The 16,576-nt window shown below is 69.9% G+C and carries 17 protein-coding genes; 7 read left to right on the plus strand and 10 right to left on the minus strand.

Annotation, left to right across the window (positions count from 1 at the left end):
- Positions 1-40: 40 nt before the first annotated feature.
- Positions 41-1,372: a sensor histidine kinase gene (locus tag F9C12_RS28950; protein ID WP_409462461.1), complete on the plus strand. Its 1,332-nt coding sequence runs from the start codon at positions 41-43 to the stop codon at positions 1,370-1,372.
- 11 nt (positions 1,373-1,383) lie between these two features.
- Positions 1,384-2,031, plus strand: coding sequence for a response regulator (locus tag F9C12_RS28955; RefSeq protein ID WP_409467094.1), 648 nt, complete (start codon positions 1,384-1,386; stop codon positions 2,029-2,031).
- A 46-nt stretch (positions 2,032-2,077) separates the two neighbouring features.
- Here the strand turns inward: F9C12_RS28955 and F9C12_RS28960 are convergent, their stop codons facing one another.
- Positions 2,078-3,766 (minus strand): 2-isopropylmalate synthase, encoded by a 1,689-nt coding sequence (locus tag F9C12_RS28960; protein WP_409462462.1) that lies wholly within the window; start codon positions 3,764-3,766, stop codon positions 2,078-2,080.
- A gap of 206 nt (positions 3,767-3,972) precedes the next feature.
- On the opposite strand from F9C12_RS28960, the gene F9C12_RS28965 reads away from it, so the two are divergent.
- Positions 3,973-4,902: a LysR family transcriptional regulator gene (locus F9C12_RS28965; protein ID WP_409462463.1), complete on the plus strand. Its 930-nt coding sequence runs from the start codon at positions 3,973-3,975 to the stop codon at positions 4,900-4,902.
- Here F9C12_RS28965 and F9C12_RS28970 read toward each other — a convergent pair.
- Entirely contained in the window at positions 4,899-5,612 is a 714-nt protein-coding gene (locus tag F9C12_RS28970) for a GNAT family N-acetyltransferase (RefSeq protein WP_409467095.1), read from the minus strand. The two genes, F9C12_RS28965 and F9C12_RS28970, sit on opposite strands and share 4 nt — an antisense overlap.
- A 15-nt stretch (positions 5,613-5,627) precedes the next feature.
- Positions 5,628-6,359, minus strand: coding sequence for a DUF2786 domain-containing protein (locus F9C12_RS28975; RefSeq protein WP_409184932.1), 732 nt, complete (start codon positions 6,357-6,359; stop codon positions 5,628-5,630).
- Positions 6,360-6,494: 135 nt separating this feature from the next.
- Here F9C12_RS28975 and F9C12_RS28980 point away from each other — a divergent pair, with 135 nt between their 5' ends.
- Entirely contained in the window at positions 6,495-7,922 is a 1,428-nt protein-coding gene (locus F9C12_RS28980) for a phytoene desaturase family protein (RefSeq protein WP_409462464.1), read from the plus strand.
- Here F9C12_RS28980 and F9C12_RS28985 read toward each other — a convergent pair.
- The 6 genes from F9C12_RS28985 to F9C12_RS29010 form a co-directional block, all read right to left on the minus strand.
- The gene (locus F9C12_RS28985; RefSeq protein WP_409462465.1) at positions 7,889-8,539 is read right to left on the minus strand and encodes a response regulator; all 651 of its coding nucleotides are present in this window, start codon (positions 8,537-8,539) and stop codon (positions 7,889-7,891) included. The genes F9C12_RS28980 and F9C12_RS28985 overlap by 34 nt on opposite strands.
- A complete protein-coding gene (locus tag F9C12_RS28990; RefSeq protein WP_409462466.1) occupies positions 8,536-9,681 on the minus strand; it encodes a sensor histidine kinase in 1,146 nt (381 codons plus the stop codon). The genes F9C12_RS28985 and F9C12_RS28990 overlap by 4 nt, the downstream gene beginning before the upstream one ends.
- Positions 9,682-9,901: 220 nt before the next feature.
- Positions 9,902-10,471: a TetR/AcrR family transcriptional regulator gene (locus F9C12_RS28995; protein WP_409184936.1), complete on the minus strand. Its 570-nt coding sequence runs from the start codon at positions 10,469-10,471 to the stop codon at positions 9,902-9,904.
- On the minus strand, positions 10,468-11,253 hold the full coding sequence (locus F9C12_RS29000; RefSeq protein ID WP_409462467.1) for an SGNH/GDSL hydrolase family protein: 786 nt from the start codon (positions 11,251-11,253) through the stop codon (positions 10,468-10,470). Before F9C12_RS29000 ends, F9C12_RS28995 begins: the two co-directional genes overlap by 4 nt.
- A gap of 160 nt (positions 11,254-11,413) precedes the next feature.
- Positions 11,414-11,821 carry a hypothetical protein gene (locus F9C12_RS29005; RefSeq protein WP_409462468.1) on the minus strand — a complete coding sequence of 136 codons (408 nt, stop codon included), beginning with the start codon at positions 11,819-11,821 and terminating at the stop codon, positions 11,414-11,416.
- A 10-nt stretch (positions 11,822-11,831) separates the two neighbouring features.
- Positions 11,832-12,272 carry a MarR family winged helix-turn-helix transcriptional regulator gene (locus F9C12_RS29010; RefSeq protein WP_409462469.1) on the minus strand — a complete coding sequence of 147 codons (441 nt, stop codon included), beginning with the start codon at positions 12,270-12,272 and terminating at the stop codon, positions 11,832-11,834.
- A 167-nt stretch (positions 12,273-12,439) separates the two neighbouring features.
- Between F9C12_RS29010 and F9C12_RS29015 the strand changes: the two genes are divergently transcribed.
- From F9C12_RS29015 to F9C12_RS29025, 3 genes are read left to right on the plus strand one after another with little or no spacing between them, the layout of a single operon-like run.
- The gene (locus tag F9C12_RS29015) at positions 12,440-13,210 is read left to right on the plus strand and encodes a class I SAM-dependent DNA methyltransferase (protein ID WP_409467096.1); all 771 of its coding nucleotides are present in this window, start codon (positions 12,440-12,442) and stop codon (positions 13,208-13,210) included.
- Positions 13,211-13,258: 48 nt separating this feature from the next.
- Positions 13,259-14,128 carry a YwqG family protein gene (locus tag F9C12_RS29020; protein WP_409462470.1) on the plus strand — a complete coding sequence of 290 codons (870 nt, stop codon included), beginning with the start codon at positions 13,259-13,261 and terminating at the stop codon, positions 14,126-14,128.
- Between the two features lie 25 nt (positions 14,129-14,153).
- On the plus strand, positions 14,154-15,065 hold the full coding sequence (locus tag F9C12_RS29025; protein ID WP_409462471.1) for an NAD-dependent epimerase/dehydratase family protein: 912 nt from the start codon (positions 14,154-14,156) through the stop codon (positions 15,063-15,065).
- A 3-nt stretch (positions 15,066-15,068) separates the two neighbouring features.
- Here the strand turns inward: F9C12_RS29025 and F9C12_RS29030 are convergent, their stop codons facing one another.
- A complete protein-coding gene (locus F9C12_RS29030; RefSeq protein WP_409462472.1) occupies positions 15,069-16,547 on the minus strand; it encodes a GAF domain-containing protein in 1,479 nt (492 codons plus the stop codon).
- Between the last annotated feature and the right edge of the window lie 29 nt (positions 16,548-16,576).

Below are 16,576 nucleotides of genomic sequence, written 5' to 3' on the forward strand. Positions count from 1 at the left end.
CCGATCGAAGCCGGGCATTGCGCTGGCTAACCTGGATCTCGTGGCTACCGTCTCTCCACCAGCGAAACCGCGCACTGTGCTCGATGCCTTGGCACATCGGACGTTCCTGATTTCCTCCTGGCCGTGGCGGGCGCTGCTGTACGGGCTCAGCACCGGCCCGATGACGCTGCTGTTCGGCCTGCCGTTCGGGTTCTGCCTGCTGCCGCTCGCGGTGCTGGTCAACCGCGTCGTGCACGGGCAGACCTCCGATCTCGGACTTGTCGCGGTGGCCTCGGTGTTCGGAATGCTGGTGTTCCTGGGCGCGGGCCCGGCGTGGGCGGCGGTGGTCGCCGGCGTCGAACGGCAGCGGCTGCGCATGGTCGACCTCAACCCGGTGCCTGTCCCGTTTGGACCGGTGAGCGAACCAGGCTGGTGGCCCCGGCTGCGGGCGCGGTACACGGAACCGGCCTCGTGGCGCGAACTCGGGTACGCGGTTCTGTTGTGCACCGCGATTCCAGCACTTTATTCGGTGGCTGGCATGGTCGCGTTGTTCGCCGTGGTTCTGGTGGCCAGCCCGTTGCTCGTCAGCGATGACGACACGATTTCCGTTGGCTTCACTGTGGTTTCCACTCCGGAAGGGGCAGTGCCGTACGCGCTGGCCGGCGTGGTGCTGCTCGTTCTGTCGGGCTATCTGCTGTCCGGATTCGCTGGCTTGCACGCGATGCTGGCCCGTTCACTGCTCACCGACGGCGCCGCCGAGAAGCTCCGCGGCGAGCTGACCGAGGTGTCGCAATCCCGCACCCGGCTGCTGTCGGCGTTCGACGCGGAACGCAAGCGCATCGAACGCGATCTGCACGACGGCGCGCAGCAGCGGCTGGTCGGGCTGAGCCTGCAGCTGGGACTCGCGAAGGTCGATCTGCCGCCGGATTCGGCAGCGGCGAAGGCAGTGTCGGACGCGCATGACCAGGCCAAGAAGCTGATGGTCGAACTGCGAGAGCTGATCAATGGAATCCACCCGCGGGCACTCGCCGAACTCGGTTTGCCCGCCGCGCTGGAGGAACTCGCCGACGGCTGCGCGGTGCCGGTCACCGTGGACGTGGCGGTGCCGGCGCGGTTGCCGGAGCCGGTGGAATCCACCGCGTACTTCGTGGTGGCTGAGTCGCTGACCAACGTCGCCAAGCATTCCGCGGCCAGCTGCGCGTCGGTGACCGCCAAAATTGTCGGTCGGGTTCTTACCATTGAGGTATGGGACAACGGAGCGGGCGGTGCTGATCCTTCGCGTGGCACGGGGATCACCGGGTTGAGCGACCGGGTGGCCGTGCTGGGCGGACGGATGTGGGTGCGGAGTCCCGTCGGCGGGCCGACGGTCGTGCGAGTGGAGCTGCCGTGCTGAAGGAAGAGCCGATGCGGGTCGTCCTCGCCGAGGACGAGGTGCTGCTGCGCGAGGGATTGTGCGGTCTGCTGGAGCGGTTCGGCTTCGAGGTCGTCGCCGCGGTCGGCGACGCCGAGGGGCTGCACGCCGCCGTGCGCGAGCACGATCCGGACCTCGTGCTCACCGACATCCGGATGCCGCCCGGGCATGCGGACGAGGGGCTGCGTGCCGCGGTCGAGCTGCGGCGCACGCGGCCGGAGTTGGCCGTGGTGGTGCTGAGCCAGTACGTCGAACACCACCACGCGGCCGAACTGCTCGACTCCGCCGAAGGACGCGGGGTCGGCTACCTGCTGAAGGACCGGGTGGTCGACGTCGAGGAGTTCGCCGGGACGCTGCGCCAGGTTGTCGACGGCGGGACGGCGGTGGATCCGCAGGTGGTGCGCCAGCTGCTGCGCCGGCGGGCCGACCCGCTCGCCCGGTTGTCGGCGCGGGAGCGAGAGGTCCTTTCGCTGATCGCCGAGGGCCATTCCAACGCGGCGATCGCCCGGCGGCTGGTGGTGTCCGACGCCGCGGTCGGCAAGCACGTCGGGAGCATTCTGTCGAAACTCGACCTCCCGCCGACGGACGACGCGAACCGGCGAGTGCTGGCGGTGCTGGCGTTCCTTCGCGGCACCGGCTGAGAACGGTGCGAGCGCAGTGCGGTCTGCGCTCGCACCGCTGCCGCGGTCAGGCGGCGTTCACCACCGCGGTCAAGCTGGCCGCGAGCACCGAACGATCGCGCCCGGCAGTCCACTGGGTACCGCTGTCGGTGCGGTATTCCAGCAAAGTCAACGCTTCGCTGTCGTTGCCCGAACCGATGCTCGTCTGGTGCAAAGCCACGATGTCCACCTTCCGCCCGTGCTCGCTGAGCGCCGCGGTGAGCGCCTCGACCGGCCCGGTTCCGGTGTGCGTGCTGGTGTGCTCGGCCCCGTCCACGCGCAGAGTGATGCTGGTGTGCTCGTCGGCCGAGTTTTCGAAGCGGGACAACGTGATTGCCGGATTCGGCTGGAGGTAGGCGGACTCGAAGAGCTGCCACAGTTCGGTCGCGGTCACCTCGTGTCCGGAATCGTCGGTGTGGCCTTGGACGCGGCGTGCGAAGTCGATCTGCAGCCGGCGCGGCAGCGTGATGCCGTACTCGCTTTCCAGCAGGTAGGCGATTCCGCCCTTGCCGGACTGCGAGTTCACCCGGATCACCGCGGCGTAGTCGCGACCGAGGTCGGCCGGGTCGATCGGCAGGTACGGGACGCGCCAATCCAGTTCGTGGGCGGGCACGCCGGTTTCCGCGGCGCGTGCGTGATGTTCGGCGAAGCCCTTCTTGATCGCGTCCTGATGGGTGCCGCTGAACGCGGTGTGCACGAGGTCGCCGACGTACGGGTGCCGGGCGTGGACTTCGATCCGGTTGCAGTACTCGACGGTGCGGCGGATCTCGTCGATGTCCGAGAAGTCGATCATCGGGTCGATGCCCTGCGCGTGCAGGTTGAGTGCGAGTGTCGCCAGGTCGACATTGCCGGTGCGCTCGCCGTTGCCGAAAATGCAGCCCTCGACGCGTTCGGCGCCGGCCAGCACGGCGAGTTCTGCGCAGGCGACGCCGGTGCCGCGGTCGTTGTGCGGGTGCACGGACAGGATCACCGAATCGCGGCGCGCGAGGTTGCGGTGCATGTACTCGATCTGGTCGGCGTACACATTGGGCGTCGCGATCTCGACGGTCGCCGGCAGGTTCAGGATCACCGGACGGTCTGGGCTGGCCTGCCAGGTCTCAGTGACCGCGTCGCAGACCTCCAGGACGTAGTCGGGTTCGGTGAGGTTGAAGACCTCGGGGGAGAACTCGAAGCGGACGTTCGGCAGGTTGCCGGCCGTGCGCAGGACGTCGCGGGCGCCGTCGAGGATCAGTTCTTTCAGCGACGCCTGATCGTGGCCGAGGACCACGGTGCGCCAGGTCGGCGCGGTGGCGGTGTACAGGTGGATCACGACGTCGTTGCGGATGCCTCGGACGGATTCCACGGTGCGCTCGATCAGGTCGCGCCGCGCCGGGGTGAACACGACGATGGTGACGTCGTCCGGGGCCAGATCGGTGTCGGCGAGCAGCCGGACGAAGTCGTAGTCGGTCTGCGAGGCGGACGGGTAGCCGACCTCGATTTCCTTGTACCCCATGCTGATCAGCAGCTCGAAGAACCGGCGTTTGCGGGCCGGGTCCATCGGTTCGGCCAGCGCCTGGTTGCCGTCGCGCAGGTCGACCGGCACCCAGAGCGGGGCTTGGGCGATCCGGTTGCCGGGCCAGGCGCGGCCGGTATGGGGGACGTCGACGCGCTGGTAGACGTCGCGGTAGCGGTGCGAGGGCATGCGGGAGGGGCGCTGCCGGTTCCACGCGGTGTTCATCTGGCGGTCCTTCTCTGGTGGTCGAAAGCCGACCGGCGCGCGTGCTTGCCCCACGGCGGGGGGCCGGTCCGGTCAGGCCCCGCCGTGGCGGCGAAGGAGAAGGAAGCGCGTGAACATCGAGCCGGAGCGTAACACAACTCCTCAGACAAGTAGCGGGGTTAAGGCAAGGCTCCGCGACCGGCGGCCGGAGCGCTTAGGATTGCCCCGTGGAGCTGGAATTCGTGCGGACCTTCGTCGCCGTCGTGGACGGAGGGCAGTTCCAGGAAGCGGCCGCGGAGCTGGGGATCACGCAGCAAGCAGTGTCCAAGCGGGTCGGTGCGCTGGAGCGCGAACTCGGGGTGCGGCTGTTCACCCGGACCGCGCGCGGGGCCCGGTTGAGCAGCGACGGCGAGGCGTTCCTGCCGCACGCGCGCGTGTTGCTCGATGCGGAGAAGAGCGCGCTCGCCGCGGTGCGTCCGGAGAAGCGGCCGCTGCGGGTGGACGTGCTGAACCGCCGGACCAAGTCGGCGCAGCTGGCGCTGAGTTTCCATCGGGCGTTCCCGGAAGTGGAGCTGGAGGTCGTGACCACCGGTGCCGAGCTGAGCTTCGACGCCGCCGTCGCCGCGGTCGCGGCCGGTTCGGTCGACGCGGCCTTCCGCGGAGTGCGGAAACGCGACCTGCCCGGCGGCGTGACGAGCGCCGTAGTGGACTACGACGCGCACGAGCTGCTCGTCGGCCCGCGCCATCCGTTCGCGGACCTGCCGTCGGTGCCGATCGCGAAACTGGTCGGCCACCGGATCTGGATGCCGGGGCTGTCGGCGAGCACGGAATGGGGCGCGTACTACGCGGAGCTGGCCGAGGCGTTCGACCTGACCATCGACGTGTCGGGCCCGGTTTTCGGCAACGAAACGATGCTGGACGAACTCGCGACGTCGGCGGAGCTGTCGACGTTCGTGGGCGCTGGCTCGCGGTACTTCTGGCCGGACGAGTACGACCTCCGCCGGGTACTGGTGGTCGACCCGACGCCGGTGTACCCGATGTCCCTGCTGTGGCGGCGCGAGGCCGCGCATCCGGACGTGCGGAAACTGTGCGAGTACCTGGTGACTGGGCCGGAGCCGGGCGAAGGGGTTTGGCTGCCTGGTTGGGAGCAGGCTTAGAGCGGGTGTTCGTACCAGACGTTCGGCTCGACGTACACGCCCAGGTCTTGTTCCGTCGACGCCAGCACTGGCGCGATTCCGCCGGGTACGACGGTGTGGCCGTCCTTGAGCCGGATGCCGGTCCACTGCTCCCACTGGGCGAGCGTGCCGGTGACGGTCATCGCGAACGGCGCGATCTTCCGGAACTCCGCGCCGAGCCGCTCGTGACTGCGCAGCCAGGGGTCGGTTCCCCGGCCGAGGTAGTCCACAATGGACTCCAAAGGCGGCTTGCCGGTCGGCCGCACCGGCACGACCAGCCGGGAAAGGCCGGCCCGGCGCGCCCGGTTCTTCAACTCCACGAGCGCCTGCGCGGCAATGCCTTGCCCGCGCGCCGATTCCGCGACGTACACCTCCAGCGCGACCAGCGTGGTGGGCACCCGTCCGTCCAGGTGGTCTTCGGCGGCCCAGACGAGGGCGCCGTCCCAGCCGTGGTCAGGCAGTTCGGGTCGTTCCGGGGCTGGGAAGGCAACTGGGATCGCCGCTGCTCGCGCGACCGGAACGTCTTCGTCGAGCAGGACCAGGAAGAACTCCGGCCAATGCGCGGCGATCCGCTGCGAACTGGCCAGCCCGGCGGTGAAACCCCGGCCGAGGAACTCGCCGCCGACGAATCCCAGCTGGAGCGCGGGAACGCGCAGCTCCGGCCGAGTGGCAAGGTCTTCGACGCGGATCACGACATCCACGTCAACTCATCGCACCGGAAGCGCCGACCGCCGCCGCCCGAGCGCCGCCGGGTCGAGATTCGCCCGGGTTCCGGCCCGGTGCCCTTCCCGATACCCCGACCCCGACAACCGTCGCGGGGCCGCCGAGCGCAGGTCGCCGTACTCGCGGTCGAAGGCTTGCTGCACCAGCGCCGTCCGGTCCCGCACCACCAGCTCCGCCGACTTTCCGCCGGCGACATCGGAATACGTCCGCGCCGCGTTCTCCTCCGCCGCGGTCAGCCGCTCGTGCACCGCGCGCGCGAAGCCGTGCAGCCACGTCCGCCGGTACGCCGCCAGCGATTCGCGGAACACCCGCTCCTCCGGGCGCACCCGCGCGAGTTGCGTGCTCGCCTGCAGCAACAGGCTGGTGAACAGCAGCTCGACGCGCGCGAGGTCGGTGCGGAAGCCGAACACGGTGACCTCTTCGACCCCTTGGCCGGCTCGGTGCAGCAAGGTCCGGCAGCGCAACGGATACGCGATGCTGGTGAGCAGGCTGGCTTTGTCGCGGCTGTACGGATTGGAGATCGGCAGCTTCAGCACCGTGATGTCGTCGCCGCTCTGCCCGGACGCGGCGAGCATCGCGTTGTCGATCCCGTGCCGCGCGATCAGCTGCGCGGCTTTGGTGTTGTACAGCTCGGCTTCGGCGGGCGTGACGGCCGGGTCCTCGGCCTTGGCCAGCAGCTTCCGCACGCGCTCCAGCAACGTGTCGTGGTCGGGCATGACCCCCCTCTCCAGCAGGCGCGGCCCGTGCGGACCGGCATGGGGTGCACGATAGGCGTGGGGTACGACAATATTCGATCAGATGTTCGGGAGTGACACTGGGCGCCCGGTTCGTCGCAGCCGTAGGCTCGGGACGTGTCTCCGCCGGTCACGCTGGACGTCGCGGTCGTCGGCTCGGGCCCGAACGGCCTGGCCGCGGCCGTGGTGCTCGCGCGGGCCGGGTTGTCGGTCGAGGTGTACGAGGCGGCGGACGAGCCGGGCGGCGGGGCGCGGTCGAAGCGGTTGTTCGACGCTGACGTTGTCCATGACATCTGCTCCGCGGTCCACCCGATGGCGGCGGCTTCGCCGTTTCTCCGGCAGTTCGAGCTTGACCTCTGCAGTCCCGAAATCCCGTACGCGCACCCGATCGACGAGAAGACCACCGCTATCGCGTACACGGACCTCGACCGCACCTGTGCCCGGCTAGGAGCCGACGGTGCGCGGTGGCGGCGCTTCATGGCACCGCTGATCGAGCACTCCGCCGAGATCACCGAAGCGCTCCTCGGCGACCTTCGCCACCCACCGCGTCCGCGTACGGCGGCGTACATCGCGACGCGCGCCCTCGCAGCGAATTCCTTCCGGAGCAAGGAAGCGGCAGCGCTCGTCGCTGGGGTTGAGGCCCACGCGCTCGGCAAACTGCCGTCACTCATCGGTGGCGGCATCGTGGTCCTGCTGAGCCATCTCGCGCACACCACAGGCTGGCCGATTCCCCGCGGTGGTTCGCAACGCATCACCGACGCGCTCGTCGCCGACATCGAGACCCACGGTGGTCGCGTACACACCAACACGCGCGTTGCCGACGTACGCGAGTTAGCGCACGCGCGCGCCGTACTGCTGGACGTAGCGCCCAAAGGCGTCCTGGAGCTAGCCGGGCCGTTGTTGCCGCCGCAGTACCGCCGCGCGCTGGAGAAAGTCCGTTACGGACCGGCAGCGGCGAAGGTCGACTTCCTGGTCTCCGAAGCGATCCCTTGGCGCGAAAGGGAACTCGCCCGCGCCGGCACTGTCCATATCGGAGGGACCAGGGCCGAGGTGTACGCGGCGGAAAACGCGGTAGCCGCGGGGAAGCGGGCGCGGGATCCGTTCGTGCTTCTCTCCCAGCCGATGGCCGCCGACCCGTCCCGAGGTCTCCCGGGCAAGCAGCCGATCTGGGCCTACGCCCATGTCCCGCACGGAGATCCGCTCGACCCGACCGCCGCGATCATCCGCCGCATCGAACGCTTCGCGCCCGGTTTCCGCGACACGATCCTCGCCTCGCGCGCGATCCCGGCGAGCGATTTCGAGACGTACAACGCGAATTACGTCGGCGGAGACATCGCGGCCGCGGCGGTCACGCTGCGTCAGATACTGGGTCGGCCGGTCCTGCGCTGGGACCCGTACCGCACCCCGCTGCGCGGCGTGTACCTGTGCTCAGCCGCGACCCCGCCCGGCCCGGGAGTGCACGGAATGGCCGGTAACCACGCGGCGGAACGGGTGCTGCGCAACGAGTTCGGTTACCGTCCGGGCCGGACGAGCCCGGTTTCGTAAGCGACCACCACCGCCTGTGCCCGGCTGGAGATCCCGAGCTTGGGCATCAGCCGGTTGAGATGCGTCTTCACCGTCGCCTCGCTGACCAGCAGCCGAGCCGCGATCTCCGCGTTCGGCATCCCCGTGCCCACCAGGCGGAGCACCTCGCGTTCGCGTTCGGTCAGGCCGCTCAGTTCCGGTGCGGGTTCGGCGGGCGGCGCGCTCGTGTACGCCTCGACCAGCCGTCGCGTGATCGTCGGGCCGAACAGCATATCTCCGCGCGCTGCCGCCTGGATGCCGGAGATCAGCGTCTCCGGCGGGCTGTCCTTGAGCAGAAATCCGGCCGCACCGGCCCGAAGCGCGCGGTATACGTACTCGTCGAGGTCGAAGACAGTCAGGATCAGCACCCGCGGTTTGTCCGGCCCGGCGAGGATGCGCGCGGTGGCCGACACTCCGTCGAGGCTGGGCAGCCGGATGTCCATCAGGATCACCTCGGGCCGCACCCGCGCCGCTTCCTCGACGGCCTGCAGCCCGTCTCGCGCCTCGCCGACGACTTCGACGCCCGGCGCGGCGTCGAGCAGCGCGACGAGGCCGGCGCGGACGAGATCCTGGTCGTCCACCACGAGCACACTGGTCACTTCGGTTCTCCGCCGATCCGGTCCGGGTACGGGAGGGTCAGCACCACTTCGAACCCCGCCGGTTCGCGAGGTCCGATTTCGATCTCGCCACCGTACATACGCGCCCGCTCCCGCATGCCGACGAGGCCGTGACCGGCGGGATTGCCGTCGGCGCGCGGTCCGCCGCCGGAGTCGGCCACGCTCAGCCGCAGCGCGTCGGCGAGGTACTCGACCTCCAGCGTGGCGAAGGAATCCGGCGCGTGCTTGAGGACATTAGTGAGCGCTTCCTGCGCGACCCGGTACGCGCACAACTGCTGGCCCGACGGCAGCGTCCGCGGTGTTCCAGCGACCCGCAGCCGCACCGTCAACCCGGCTTCGCGAACCCGGCTGACCAGCGCGGGAAGCTCGTCGAGACCGGGCTGCGGACGGTACTCACCCGCCTCGTGGTGCGGCGGGCGCAGCACGCTGAGCAGGCGGCGGAGTTCGTCCAGCGCCTCGGTGGTCGTGCCAGTGATCGTGTCGAGCGCGCCGCGCGCGGTGTCCGGTGCGGAGTCGAAGACGTACCGCGCGAGGTTGGCTTGCACGGAGATCACCGACAGGTGGTGGGAAACGACGTCGTGCAGCTCGCGCGCGATGCGCAGCCGCTCTTCCACGACCGCCAGCTCGGCTCGGTCCGCCCGTTCGGTGGTCGCGTGCAGGGCGAGGCCGCGAAGGTAGACCGAGTGTCCAATCAGGACAGTCGCGGACGCTTGCAGCACCGCGATCACCGTGTCGCCGATGGGGTTCGAGTTGTCGCCGACGAGCATCGTGGCCTCGAAACCGAGCATCGCGAACAGCGACGGTGGCAAGGCCTGCCGCACCGGATAACGCGCCCACACCGTGTACGCGGCGATCAGCAGGTCGGGACGGCCGAGCGTCGCGCGGTATCCGGCCAGCGCGAACGCGCCGACCAGCAGGGTCACCGCGAGCAGCACGCTGATCGGGTAGCGCCGCCGGACCGCCAGCGGCACCGCGCCCGCCGCCGCGAGCAGCAGTCCGAACGGTCCCGGACGGTCGCCGAGCGAGCCGTGGTGCACGGCCGCGCCGACGAAAAGGAATAGTCCGACCGCGGCCGCCAGCAGCGAATCCGTGCACAGCGGCCGGGCCCGCAGGATCCGCCTCACGCGCCCGAAACTACCCGCCTGACCGGCGGTTTCCCAATTCCGTACCGCGCTCGCGGCAGGCCGCCTACCGCCAGGGTTTACCCCCGGGTGCGGCCAACGGCGGATTCCGCGAGAGGGCTCGAGCGATTACCGTCGGCTCTGAATGGTCATCCATTCCCGCTGTTCGGCGGAGAGCCAGGGGGGGGGGGGGGGGGGGAGGCTCCGGGCTCTCCGCTGAGCTTCACCCCAGATACGCGTCGAGCGTCACCGCCAACGCCGATTCCGGCGAAGGCGCGAAGCTGGCTCCGGCCAGTCCGCCCCACAGCCACAGCTGCGCGAGACCGTGCAACGCGGCCCACAGCGACGCTGCGACCAACCGTGGATCTGTACCTGGCCGCAGTCGGTCGTCGTCCGCTTCGGCGCGGTCGAGCCGCACTAACTCGGCGAAGGTGTCGAAGACGGCACTGCTGGCCGCGACCAGCCCTGGCTCTTCCGGGTCGATGAGGTCGCGACGGAACATCAGCTCGAACATGGCGGGGTTGGCGACCGCGAAGTCGACGTACGCGTGACAGGCAGCCGTGACGCGCTCGCGCGGAGTGCCGTCGGGCAACTGTGCGCCGCGGTCGAGCAGCTGTGTGAAGCCAAGCGTCGCGACGGCGGACAGCAGCTCCGCGCGCCCCGAGAAGTGGCGAAGCGGCGCACCGTGCGACACGCCTGCCGCCTTCGCGATGCCGCGCAACGTCACGGCCTCGACGCCGGAGCCGACGAGCAGGTCTGCCGCAGTGCGGATCAACCGCTGTCGCGCGCTCATACCTGAGCTTCGGAGAAGGCCACCGGCAGCAGCTCCGGGCGCTTCGGCAGGAAGCCGTCGCCAGGGGAGCGTCCGGTGAGGCGGTTGCGCAGCCGGGTAATCCCGACCGGCAGCACTTCCTGCCACAGCCAGCGCAGGTCAGCGAGCGCACTGCCCGGGGCCGGAGCGCCGGGCAGCGGCTGCAGCCAACTGCCGTCGTGCGCGACGCCGAGCCGGTCGAGCACATGGCCGGCGACACGCAAGTGCCCGGCCTGCGACAGGTGCAGCCGATCTGGCCCGAAGTACCGCGAATCGTGCGCGGCCTGATCCGGCCAGAGGTCGACGAGCTTCGCGCCGTAGCTGACCGAAGCCTCGCGGATGGCGTCGTTGAGCGCGGTGACCCGTGGCCGCATCCGCCCGCCCAGCGGCATGCGATGCGCGATGTCGCTCAAGGTGAAGGTGACCACGGTCGGCGCGATTTGCGTGCACCGCCGGATCGCGGTGTCGACGCGACGCGCGACCGTGCGGGCGTCCCAGCTGCGGCTCATCACGTCGTTGCCGCCGCCGAAAAGCGCGATCAGGTCGGGTCCGTGCCGCTCGGCGGCGGGCAGCTGCTCCGCGGTGATCTGGTCGAGCCGCCGTCCGCGAACGGCCAGATTGGCGTAACGGAACGCGGTCTCGTCGCGCGCGAGCCGCCCGGCGACGTAGTCCGCCCAGCCGCGGTACTGGCTGTGATCCGGGTAGGGATCGTCCAGCCCCTCCGCGCAGCTGTCGCCGACGGCGACGAACGTGTGGAAACCCATTCCGCTCTCCGTAACCCCTGGTTCATCTTGTAGACACTGTCTATCAAAGTGGGTAGACGGTGTCTACCTCGGGGTGCGTGAGCGCCGGAGAGAATGCCGCGGCGCTGCTTGTGCCCGGTCGCCGACACCTTCCTCCGCACGGCGGGGCAAGGGAATTCGCCTACAGGGCCACAGGCGTCGCCGAACGCTCGGTGATCAGCTCGAGCACCCGCGTCACGACGGCCAAGTCCCGCTCGTCGATCCCGTCGAGCAGCAGGGCGGACGAACGCGCGTTGGCGGCGTTGAGCTGGGCGTTGAGTGCTTCGCCCTTCGTCGTCGCGGAGATCGATCCGTCGATCAGCCCGGCCGCGGCGAGCTTTTCCAGTGCCGCCGACACCTGCGCTTCGTCGATCACGTTGGGCGTCACGACGGCGGTCGCCACTTCCTCCGGCGTCGCCGCTCCGGCCGCGACGGCCCGCAGGGCGAGCGACTCCGCGAAACTGAGCCCTGCCTGGCCGAGGATGGTGTCCCGCCGCGCGGTCAAAGCGGCGGCGGCGATCACGACGGTACGAGCGTTGAACGCGGTCATTGCTGATTCCTTACCGTGAGGGGTTTTCGCCAAGGAGGGCGAGCAGGGTTTCCCGGAACTCCTTGGCCTGCTTGCCTTTCGGTCCGCCGATGCCGGCGGTCTGCTCGGCCATGAGCGGTTGCACGATCGCGATGGCCTCGGCGACCGTCTTTCGGCCGCGCTCGGTCAGCACGAGCCGGACGGCCCGCGGATCGTCCGGATGCACTGGCCGCTCGATGAGTTTCGCGTTCTCCAGTGCCCTGGCCAGTTTCGAGACGTAGATCGGCTCCAGGCCGGTGTGGTCCGCGAGCTGGCGCTGACTCGGCTCCGGGCCGCGTGCCGACAAACCGCTGAGGGACGCCAGCACCACGTACTGCGCGTGCGTCAGGCCCAGCGGGGCCAGCGCCCGGTCGACGGAGGACCGCCATTTCATCGACAGCCGCCAGACGAGATACCCCAGCGTTGGTTCCATGTAGATACTGTAAATGGAAACTATAGCCATGGCTACTATCTGGTGAAGGATCCCTGGAGCTTGGCGAAGTGCAGCTAGGCGCACGGGACAACCGCGCTGGCCGAGGTGCTCCTCGGCGGCGAAAACAGGATGCTGAGCGCATGGCCGCGGGCGTAGCGTCGGCCACCATGACCGGTTCGGCGAACACGGGAGACGACCCGGCGGACGGCTGGTTCCCGGAGAGCGTAGCCGCGGGCTACGACGACCCAGGCGGTGCGAACGCGCCCGAGATCGTGACGCCCGCGGTGGACGTCCTCGAAGACCTGGCCGACGGCCCGGTGCTCGAGTTCGCCGTCGGAACCGGGCGGATCGCCGCGCCGCTGGCCGCTCGCGGGGTGCCGGTGAGCGGCATCGAGCTGAGCCGGGCGATGGCGGCGCGGATCGCCGGCAAGCCGGGCGGCGACGCGGTGGAAGTCGTGCTCGGCGACATGACGACGACTCGGCTGGCCGGGCAGTTTTCCTTGGTCTATCTGGTGTTCAACACGATCAGCAACGTGACCACGCAGGAAGGGCAGGTCGACGTCTTCCGCAACGCGGCCGCGCATCTGCGGCCGGGCGGGTTGTTCCTCGTCGAGCTGGGCGTGCCGGACCTGCGGCGCCTTCCTCCGGGGCAGGACACCGTCCCGTTCGCGGTGGAGCCCGGCGGCGGCTACGTCGGGTTCGACCAGTACGACGTGGTCACGCAGCGGTTCACGTCGAACCACGTCACCGTGTCGCCGGACGGGACCGGGCGGTTCCGCCGAATTCCCTTCCGGTACGCCTGGCCGGCCGAGCTGGACCTCATGGCGCGCATCGCCGGGATGAGCCTGAAATACCGCTGGGCGGACTGGAACCGCTCGGAATTCACCGCGGACAGCACCAAACACGTGTCGGTCTGGGAGAAAGACCCGAACAGGTGACGGTGCCGCACGGGCGTTTTTGTCGGTGCCCTGCGCCACCATGGCAGCGTGACGGCATGGAGAGATCGACTCAGCACTCTTGCACAGGACCGGCTGCCCGCTGAGGCGGCGGCGAAATGGATCGAGCTGTTCCAACCCGGGATCCGGCTCGTTTCCCGGGGCACGGGTCCGCGCGTCGGGCAGCTCGGCGGTAATCCGGCGCTGCCGGAAGCGATGGAATGGCCGGTGTGGGCGGACCGAGGACCGCTCACGTTCGTCGGCGCGGTGGACTGCGCGACGCTGCCGCGCGAGTTCGTGACCATCCCGCTGCCGGAGGCGGGCACGCTGTTGTTCTTCTGCTTCGACGGACGCTTCGCCTCCGCGGACGACGAAGACCACTTGCCCCGGGATGCCGACGGCTACCGAGTGCTCTTCGTGCCCGCGGGCACCCCGGTCGCCGAACGAACGCCCCCGTCCGGTCTTGAGCCGTACCCGCGCCGGGAGGTTTTCGCGGAGATCGCGGCCACCGCCCCGGAGCGGGAGCACCTCCTGCTGGACCGCACCACGGTCGCGAGCGGAGCGTCCTTGGCCGAAGCGGTCAAGGATGTCCTTGGTCCTTGGCGGTCCGGCGCCGATGTGTTCGGCGAGATGACTTGGGAAATCAACCAGGGCACGCCACGCCATCAGGTCGGCGGCCTCGCCGCGCCGGTCCAGGGTGCGGTGGAGAACGAGGTCGCGGCGGCGGTGCTGGAGGACGGATGGGACGATCCGCGGCTCAAGGAAGAAGCGGCCCGCTGGGTGCTGCTCGCCCAGTTCGACAGTGCCGAAGAAACAGACATGAGGTGGGGTGACGCCGGGATGTTGTACTGGCTGATCCGGGCCGACGATCTGCGGGCAGGCCGGTTCGACGCGGCCCGCTGCCTGATGCAGTGCGGCTGACGACAAGCCCGAATGGATGGGACCGATGAAGATCTTGGTGGTGGGCGGCAGCGGTCTGCTGGGCCAGCACGTGCTCGACGAGCTGCGGAACCGCGGGCACGAGGCCACGGCGGTCGCGCGTACCGCACGTGCGGGAGTCGACCGGACGCTCGACGTCTCGACGGCTTCGCACGCCGAACTGCGCGAAGCGCTCGAGGGACACGACGGTGTCGTCTTCGCGGGTGGCATGGACGACCGTGCGGTCGGACGTGGACCGGTGGAGCCTCGGCTGCGCGCGGGCAACGTCGCACCTGTCGCCGCGTTGTTGCGCGCGGCGCGCGAAGCAGGCTGTACGCGCGCGGCGGTGCTTGGGTCGTACTACACGTACTTCGACCGCGTACACCCTGAGTGGGGGTTGGCCGCGAAGCATCCGTACGTGCGTAGTCGGCTGGAGCAGGCCCGCGTCGCGCGCGAAACGGCGGGGCCCGGGTTGCCGGTGGCGGTGATCGAGGTGCCGTTCGTCTTTGGCGTCGCGGAGGATCGGGTGCCGCAGTGGTCGGTGCCGATCGTGAAGTGGGTCCGTTCTGACTCGCCGCTCTTCGCGCCACCCGGCGGGACCGCGGCGACGAGTGCGCGCGGGGTCGGCGTCGTGACGGTGGATGCGCTGGAGCAGGCTTCGGGCGCGGACATCCCGGTGGCGGAGGAAAACCTGCAGTGGACGGACATGTTCGCCCGGCTGGCGGCAGCAGCAGGACGACCGCGCCGAGTGCGGCTGATGCCGTCCTGGCTGGTGCGCGGCGCGTTCAAGCTCGGCGGATTCCTCAACGGACTGAGCGGGAAACAGCCGGGGCTGGCGGTGCAGCACATGGACGGGTTGTTGCTGCGGGAGTTGTATCTGGAGCTGAACTACCCGGCTCCGGTGGACGAGGCGATCCGGGAGACCGCTGTGGCGCGGTAAGAATCAGCCCAGCCGGGCCCGGTGCGTGCGTACCGCCGCCAATCGTGGGTCCGAAGGCGAGAGTACCTCGCACAACGCGTCCAGAATCGCCACATCGTCGGCACCGCAGGAGGTTTCCCAGAAAGCCCACAACGTATCCGCGTCCCGGCTGTTCAACGCCAGCTGCCGGACCTGCGCGCTGATCGATTCCCGTTCCTCCAGGATCGCGGGCGATTCCGACTCCGCGAGCAGCGGACCCTGGAACGAGCGGACCGCCGCGGCGGCGTCTCCGGCTCGCAGGGCGGCCTTGGTGCGCAGGAAATCCGCGTCCACGATGGCGGCGAGGCGGTACGGACGCGTCTGCAACACCCCGGTGCCGAGCTGGGTGCGCAGTCGGTGGATCTCGGCGCGCACGGTCACCGGGTTGCCGGACTCGCCGTACAGCTGCAACGCCAGCTTCTCCGCCGACAAACCGCGCGGCTGCAGTGCAAGCAGGGTCAGCAATTCGGCGTGCCGCAAGGTGAACGGCACATCTCGACCGTCCACAGTGGTCGATCCGGGACCGTCGGTGAGGTATTCGAGGGACAACCGCCGCCGGGGTGCGGAGCCGGACGTGGCGATCCGCAGCAGGTAGCCCTCGTCGAGCGGGTCGACGGTGGCGATCCGGCCGTCCGGCAGCGTCACGGTGCCGCCGCCCTTGCGTACCTCCACAGTGGACGGAAGGGTGCACGCTTCGGCGGCCAGCACCCGGCCGCCCGCTGAAAGGAGGGCGCCGGGGCGGCCGCGCAGTGCCGCCAGGTGCGGCATGTTGGCCCGCCGCAGCTTCTCGTCGCGGACCGCCAGCTGGGCCCGCAACCGTCCCTCGGCGAGCTGTGCGGTGGCGGTGACCAGCGACAACATCGCCGGATGCACCGTCCGAAGCGGACCGCTGACGTCGATCGAACCCAGCAGCGCACCGGTGTCCGGGTCGCGCACGGGGGCCGCCGCGCAGGTCCACGTGTGGTAGCGGCGCACGAGGTGTTCGGCGGAGTAGATCTGCACCGGCTTCCCGGTCGCGAGCGTCGTGCCCATCGCGTTCGTGCCGATCGCCTCTTCGCTCCACCGCGTGCCCTCGGTGAGTGCGACCCGGTCCGCGCGCAGCAGCACGCCGGTCGCGCCCTCGCGCCACAGGATGAGCCCGTTCGCGTCGGTCACGATCATCATGTGCTCGGCGTCGTCGGCGATGCTCACCAGCATCTCGCGCAACAACGGCAGCACCGGGGCCAGCGGATGCTCCGCGCGCAGTTCGGTGAGCTCGTCCGCCTCGCAGATCAGCGGGGCCTCGCCGGCGTCCGGGTCGACGTGCGCGGCCAGCGAGCGTTCCCACGACGCGGACACCACCGAGCGCGGCGAACGCGGCGCCGTGGCCCCGGACAGCACGGCCTCGCGGACATGCCGGAGCAGCTGCGCGTACGACTCCGGATCGCGCAGCAGGTCGGGTTCGGGCGGCTCTGCCACGTGCACGAGAGTAGAGACCCTGGTCACAAGGCTGC

The organism is Amycolatopsis sp. GA6-003, from assembly GCF_046267895.1.
Taxonomy (GTDB): Bacteria; Actinomycetota; Actinomycetes; order Mycobacteriales; family Pseudonocardiaceae; genus Amycolatopsis.